4 protein-coding genes and 1 pseudogene are annotated in these 6,480 nt (G+C 40.7%); 1 reads left to right on the top strand and 4 read right to left on the bottom strand.

Annotated elements, in window-relative coordinates; all coding sequences use genetic code 11:
* Positions 1 to 389, bottom strand: a pseudogene (locus PX481_RS04700) (acetyl-CoA carboxylase carboxyl transferase subunit alpha); the annotation flags it as partial.
* Positions 390 to 750: 361 nt separating this feature from the next.
* On the opposite strand from PX481_RS04700, the gene PX481_RS04695 reads away from it, so the two are divergent.
* On the top strand, positions 751 to 1,698 hold the full coding sequence (locus PX481_RS04695) for a fused MFS/spermidine synthase (protein WP_288093809.1): 948 nt from the start codon (positions 751 to 753) through the stop codon (positions 1,696 to 1,698).
* 62 nt (positions 1,699 to 1,760) lie between these two features.
* Here PX481_RS04695 and recJ read toward each other — a convergent pair whose 3' ends face one another.
* From recJ to PX481_RS04680, 3 genes are all read right to left on the bottom strand, one after another.
* Positions 1,761 to 4,043 carry a single-stranded-DNA-specific exonuclease RecJ gene (gene recJ, locus PX481_RS04690; RefSeq protein WP_288093808.1) on the bottom strand — a complete coding sequence of 761 codons (2,283 nt, stop codon included), beginning with the start codon at positions 4,041 to 4,043 and terminating at the stop codon, positions 1,761 to 1,763.
* 282 nt (positions 4,044 to 4,325) lie between these two features.
* A complete protein-coding gene (locus PX481_RS04685) occupies positions 4,326 to 4,580 on the bottom strand; it encodes a MoaD/ThiS family protein (protein WP_004163207.1) in 255 nt (84 codons plus the stop codon).
* Positions 4,581 to 4,599: 19 nt separating this feature from the next.
* Positions 4,600 to 6,480, bottom strand: a 1,881-nt coding sequence (locus tag PX481_RS04680; protein WP_288093806.1) for an SbcC/MukB-like Walker B domain-containing protein, incomplete at its 5' end; no start/stop codon positions are given.

The following is a 6,480-nucleotide window of genomic DNA, read 5'->3' as shown; positions in this document are numbered from 1 at the left end:
TTAGTATCCCGGCCTTTTTGATGTCCGATAATCACCACGGGACGACCGTTAAAACGGGCAACACCACCCACAAGGGCGGGATCGTCGTAACCACCGCGATCACCGTGTAACTCGAACCATTCATCGGTGATGGCTTGAATATAATCTAGGGTACTGGGGCGCCGGGGATGACGGGCTAATTGTAGCCGTTGGGAAGGAGTGAGATTGCTAAAAATCTCACGACGTAATTGATTAGCTCGTTCGTCTAGTTGACTAATTTGTTCCGAGACATCTACGCTATTTTCTTGGGCTAATTCTTTAATCTGTTCGATGCGGGATTCTAATTCGTAGAGGGGTTTCTCAAAATCTAGGAGAAAAATCTTTTTCTCGGTAGTCTCGTTTTTAGTCATAGGTTAGTGGCTAGAAGTTTACTTGGAGCTAAGTAGGTAAGCGTTAAAAATTATCAAATACCCCCCTTGTCAAGGGGGGATTAAGGGAGGATTAAGGGGGGATCGGCACCCCCCTTATCAAGGGAGATCCCCCCGCCTATCGGCACCCCCCTTATCAAGGGGGGCAGGGGGGATCAGAGGCAAAATCTATCTTCAATTTAATTATAACTACTTACTTAATCTTTTCTAGCTTAACGTTTTTCAGCGATCGATTATCGACAGCTTCGGGATGACTGGGAGATAATTTCAGGTTATCGATCGAATTTTGTCAATTGTTGTATAATAACAGATCGTGCCTTTTTCACCCCAAGGAGGATTAGTTATGGCAGGAAGTGAACTAAAAGCGGATCTATGGGTTAACGAATATATTACCCCCTGGGACATTTATAGTCATGGGGTTTCGCGGATTTTAGCCTACAAAAAAACCGCTTTTCAGGAGATGTATATTGTTGAGTCGGGGGCCTATGGAAAAGCCTTGGTACTGGATGGGAAATGGCAATCTTGTACGGGGGATGAATTTATTTATCATGAAGCATTAGTGCAACCGGCAATGATTGCCCACCAAGAAGCAAAAACTGCTTTAATTCTGGGAGGTGGTGAAGGTGCGACAACGCGGGAGTTATTGCGTTGGAAAACAATCGAAAAAGTGATGATGATCGATATCGATGGGGATGTGGTAGAAGCTTGTAAGGAACATCTTCCCGAAATGCACCAAGGCACTTTTGATGATCCTCGTTTTCAGTTAGTTGTGGCCGATGCTTTAGAAGTTTTAGACACCACTAACGATCAATGGGATATTATTATCTCCGATCTGGTTGATCCCATCGAAGAGGGTCCTTCTTTCCCCCTATTCACGAAAGAATACTTTGAAAAACTACAAAGAGTTTTGGCCGAAAATGGCATTGTGGTTGTCCAATCTGGCCCGGTTTCTCCTCCTTCGGTGATGTATCATGCGCGTTTGGTGAATACTTTAAAAGCAGTTTTTCCCTACGTTCATTCCTATTGCGCTCCCACTCCTAGTTATGGTTCCCCTTGGGGTTTTACTCTCTGTGCTAATCATCCTTTAAATACTCGTCCCGATCCGGACGTGGTAGATGAATTAATCAGCGATACAACTACGGGAGGATTACGTTTAATTGATGGCATGAGTTTACTAGGAATGTTACAAACTCCTCTCTATATTCGTCAAGCAATCGCACAAAATACGGAAGTTTATACCCTGGCAAAACCCCCGAAATTCTTCGGTCAAGGAGTAATCAGTAATCAGTAATCAGTTATCAGTTATCAGTTATCAGTTATCAGTTATCAGCTATCAGTAAATAAGGGTTATAACTAGAAATCGATCGAGTCTTCATGATTAAGAATTGCTTGCAGTATTTCTAGGGGAACAGTAGCAAAGTATTGCTGGAGAAAGTTTTCTAGGGCCACCGCTTCTAGAAATTGTTCAATCTTATTAATTTTTGCCTCATGATTGACTAATTCAAAGGATAAATTTTCTTGATTTTTCTTGACTTTAAAGCCATTTTCTGATAGGGAAATTAATCCTAATTCTAGGGTATGATAACTGAGGTTTAAGCGGTTTTGTAATTGTTGACAGGAAATGCTGGTTTTAGTTCTAGCTAAATATTTCCCGATCCCGACAAGGTTTATCCATGGGGTGTGAGCGGATTTTTTCAAAGGACTAGCATAGGCAAGAACTAACTTTTTATCCCGTAAAATTGCCTGTTGATATTCCCTGGAAAGTTTTGTCCAATCCCGGGGACATTCCCAGAGAAAAAGGGGATTTAATTGGCTAACTTCTTGACTAATTTCTCGATGGCGATTGTCGATTAAAAAATCTTTTTTATTGCTATAGGTTAGGGATTCTTGTTGATAGGGATGCAAGGCAATTAAGCGCACTTCATAGCGATTTTTGTAGGTATTAAAATCTAATTCGACTACGGCATCATAACGGGTATCGGCAGCAATTTCGTCTTTGTGATGACCCCACCACATACCGGGGAATCCCTGCTCGATTGAACTATCCCAGATCTCAAAAGTTGTCCGGGGATAAGCGATTTTTCTGCCTTTGAAATCCTCAAGATTTTTATGCCAAAGATTGTGAAAATAACAATTTTGAATTAATAGCTTCGGTGTCGGATTACCCATCCCGCATGGTTCCAGTAATTTTAATTCTCTAAATAGACTTTTTCCCAATTGGGAAACCGTCACCACCGCAGCCACTTCTATCTCGGAAGAAAGGGAAGTTAAATCAATTCCTGTGCGTCGCAACTGTTGATTAATCCCCTCAATAAATAGGGGTAAATTTTCTAGAGTTAAACTTAAACCTGCGGCCAAAGGATGACCACCAAAACGATGTAAAAGATGGGATTGAGAGGATACTAATTGATAAAGATCGATCTCGCGAATTGACCTAGCGGAACCCTTAGCAAAAGGTGGTTCACTGGTACTTAATAAAATTGTCGGTCGCTGGTATTCTTGGGCAATTTGTCCCGCAACTAATCCTAAAATTCCCGCCGGCCATTGGGGATCATCTAAAATAATTACATTAGTGGTGGAAAGATCAATTCTCTCTAGTTTTTTCTGAACTTGTTTCATAATATCCCGTTGGATTTCTTGGCGACGAATATTGGCTAATTCCGCTTGTTCAGCTAATTCGTGACAACGCTTTTCATCTTCACTGGTGAGTAATTCCACACAAAATCTAGCATCGCCATAAATGCGACTGACGGCATTAATTCGCGGTCCAATACCGAAGGATATATCCATCGGTCTATCTCCGGTTTTGTTACATAAATCGAGTAATTTTTTAACTCCTAAACGCTGAGTATTTTGGAGCTTTTGCATACCTTTTTGGGCTAAATAACGACATTCTCCCGTCAATTTGACTAAATCGGCAATTAAACCAATCGCAACTAAATCGAGTAAATTTTCTAGGGGTTTTCTGGGAATATCTGCCAGGGTTAAATACATCGCTTCCACTAATTTATAAGCAACGGCAACCCCAGAAAGATGATAGAAAGGATGGGTTTCCACAAAGTAGCGGGGATTAATCAGGGCAATCACCTCGGGGCGCTCGTCGGGTAGGGTATGATGATCGGTGATGATAATATCGATACCTAGACTGTTTGCATAGTCAATTTCGGCGATATTCGTGCTTCCCGTGTCACAGGTGACGATTAAACTGGTTCCTTGATGCGCTAGTTTCTCGATACCAGGACAATTGAGGCCGTGGGATTCTTTTTGGCGATCGGGTATGTAATAATCTAACTGTTGATAGGGTGGGAAAAACTGCCCCAATCCTTCCCAGAGTACACTGGTAGCGGTGACACCATCGGCATCGAAATCCCCCCAAATACTCACTTTTTCCCCGTTATTTAGGGCTTTTTCCAGTCTTTTGACGGCGAAGTTCATTTCTTGCCCAAAATCAAAGGGAGTTTTTGACTGATAAGCTTTCTCATCCAGAAACGTCCCCAGAGTCGCCCCATCCCGGACACCGCGATGCCATAATATTTGTGCCACGACGCTGCCATCCGACTCTGGGGTGTAGTCTTGGACTATTTTTAAAAACTCTTGGGGAAGCTCTACCGATGGGGGAATTTGCCAGTTAGACACGGGATATCAAGGAAAAAGTAATAAGGAAAAAGGTGACAGTTTTTGTGATTTTCCCTATCTCCATTTAGGGCTTGCTGAATAAATGTGAAATGTAGGCAAGGTAAGGGTTTTGTGGCTTTTCTCGCGAAACAGGTGCAAGATTTTGAGAGAATCGTGCTTCAAAACCTTGCGTCTTCATCAGCCCGCGTCCTGTAGGGGCGAAGCATTCGGACAATAACCTATCGGTGAAACCGTAGATTTTCTATCCGAATGCTTCGCCCGTACTTTTTCAGCAAACCCCATTTAGCCACCACTAACGGGGGGAATTAAAACTATCTCATCGCCATTTTTGAGGATTTTCTCTCCCGAAACAAACTGAAGATTAACTCCAAAACGAGTAACATCGCGCCATCTTTCTAATTGAGGATAGGGGGCTATAATATAGTTTAACACTTCTGTAACGGAAGTGTGGGCAGGAAATTCGAGGTTTAATTGTGAAGTTTGATAGACTTCTTGATAAATAGCAAATAGTTTTACTGTGATCGTAATCTTTTCCATCTTTACATCAATATTTTTCCTAGGATAATAACATTAATTGAGAACCCTGTTCGGTTTTGCGGACTTCGATGCGATGTTGAAAAGCTTCTTTAAATTGGGGCATATGAGTTACAGTCAAAATACAGGCAAAATCAGCGGATATAGCGTTAATTGCCGCAATTAAGCGATCGCATCCTTCCGCATCCTGAGTTCCGAATCCTTCGTCAACAATGAGCATTTGTAGGGCTGTTCCGGCTCTTTGTGCCAATAATCTCGCTAAAGCTAATCGAATCGAGAAATTAATCCGAAAAGCTTCTCCTCCTGAATAGGTTTCGTAGGGACGGGATCCCCGGGTATCACCAATAATAATATCTAAAGTATCGATTAACTTTTGTTGCTGTTTCTTAGTACCTTTACCGCTTTTTTGGGTTAAAAACTGCACATGAAATTGATTACCAGTTAAGCGAGCTAAGATATGATTAGTTTGGGCTTCTAACTCAGGTAAAATATTCTCAATCATCAGAGTTTGTAAACCATTTTTACCGAAAGCTATGGCTAACTCTTTATAAACTGTATATTGTTTTTTCACTTTAGCTAAATCGCTCTCTTTTTCTATCAGTTGTTTACCTAAAGTTTCTAGTTGATGTAATTTCTCCTCAACCCGACCTTTTTGGGAGAGCAATCCATCAATTATCTGTCTTCGCTGTTGAATATTGGTCGATAATGCGGCTATTTCTTGGCGATAGTCAGTCAAAGTACCAATCTTTTGACTAATATTTGCTAACTCCTGATTCAGCTTCTGGCGATCCTGATTTCGCAGCTGTAATCTTTGCTCAATCTCAGCGATTTTAGCGGCTATTTCCGGATAATTTTTTTCTGCTTGTTGCCAGTCTTGATACTGTAATCTTACCCCCTGTAATTGTCGGATCAGATTTTGAATATTCTGATGTTCACTGCGATCATAATTTAAGTTTTGAATAAACTTTTCTAAGCGTTCAACTTCCTGTTTAAGTGGGGAGTTTTGACCTAGTTCTTGCTTCTCTTGTTCTAGTCTAGCTAATTGATTAATTAAATTAGGTTTCTCGGCCTTGATATTAGCTAAACGACGGTTTGCTTGCTTAAGTTCTGATTCTTGAATTTCTGCCCAACGCCATCTTTTTTCTTCTCCTCTGACTAAAGCATGACTTTGTTCATCATAGTTTAAAAAGGCGATTTCTTGATTGACAATTTGTAATTCTTGCTGTAATTCTAGGGCATAATTGCCACTGCTTAAAAGTGCTTCTAACTCCACAAGTATCTCCTCGGTTTTCTCTAGTTCTATTTCCTTTTCTTCAATAGTTTCTAACTTGACTTCCAACTGCACATATTTTTGTTGTAGATTCGATCTTGCTGGCAATTCTTGTTTAATTTGGGCTAATTCCTCCCCTAAACGTTTTAAATCTCGATCGCAGTCTGCCATCCTTTCCTGTAGGGACCAGATTTGCTCTTGAATTTGTTCTTGATGTTGATGGGTTTTCCTGATTACTTGATGACGGTGATGACTGTCTAAATTCTGTTCACACAAAGGACAAACCGAATCGGGAATATTTAATTTTTCCAATTTATCAGTTAACTCTAAAAGTTGTTCTTCATATCTTTTCTGTTGCTCCAATAAACTTTTTTTATCCACTTGTTTAAGAGTTTCCTTTTCTTCAACTCGTTCACAATAGGTTTGTTTTTTATCTAGTTCCTTAATTCGTTTGGCTAAATTGAGAGCTTCCTCTCTTAGTAGAGGAATACGACCAATTTCTGTCTCTAATTGTTGCCGATTTCTTTGCAGTTGTTCCCGACGAGCATTGATCTTAGCTTTTTCCCGTTCCAACTGCATATTTAGATCAGCTTTTCGGCTATTTAAAGGAGCATATTTTAAAGCTAATCTATC

It is taken from the genome of Microcystis sp. M53603_WE2, assembly GCF_030065435.1.
Note: the sequence above shows the minus strand (reverse complement) of the source record. Positions and strands in the feature narration are given on the sequence as shown.

Coding starts and splice junctions, on each gene's coding strand:
- PX481_RS04695 (WP_288093809.1), top strand. CDS start 751: ATGGCAGGAAGTGAACTAAAAGCGGATCTATGGGTTAACGAATATATT.
- PX481_RS04685 (WP_004163207.1), bottom strand. CDS start 4,580: ATGGAAAAGATTACGATCACAGTAAAACTATTTGCTATTTATCAAGAA.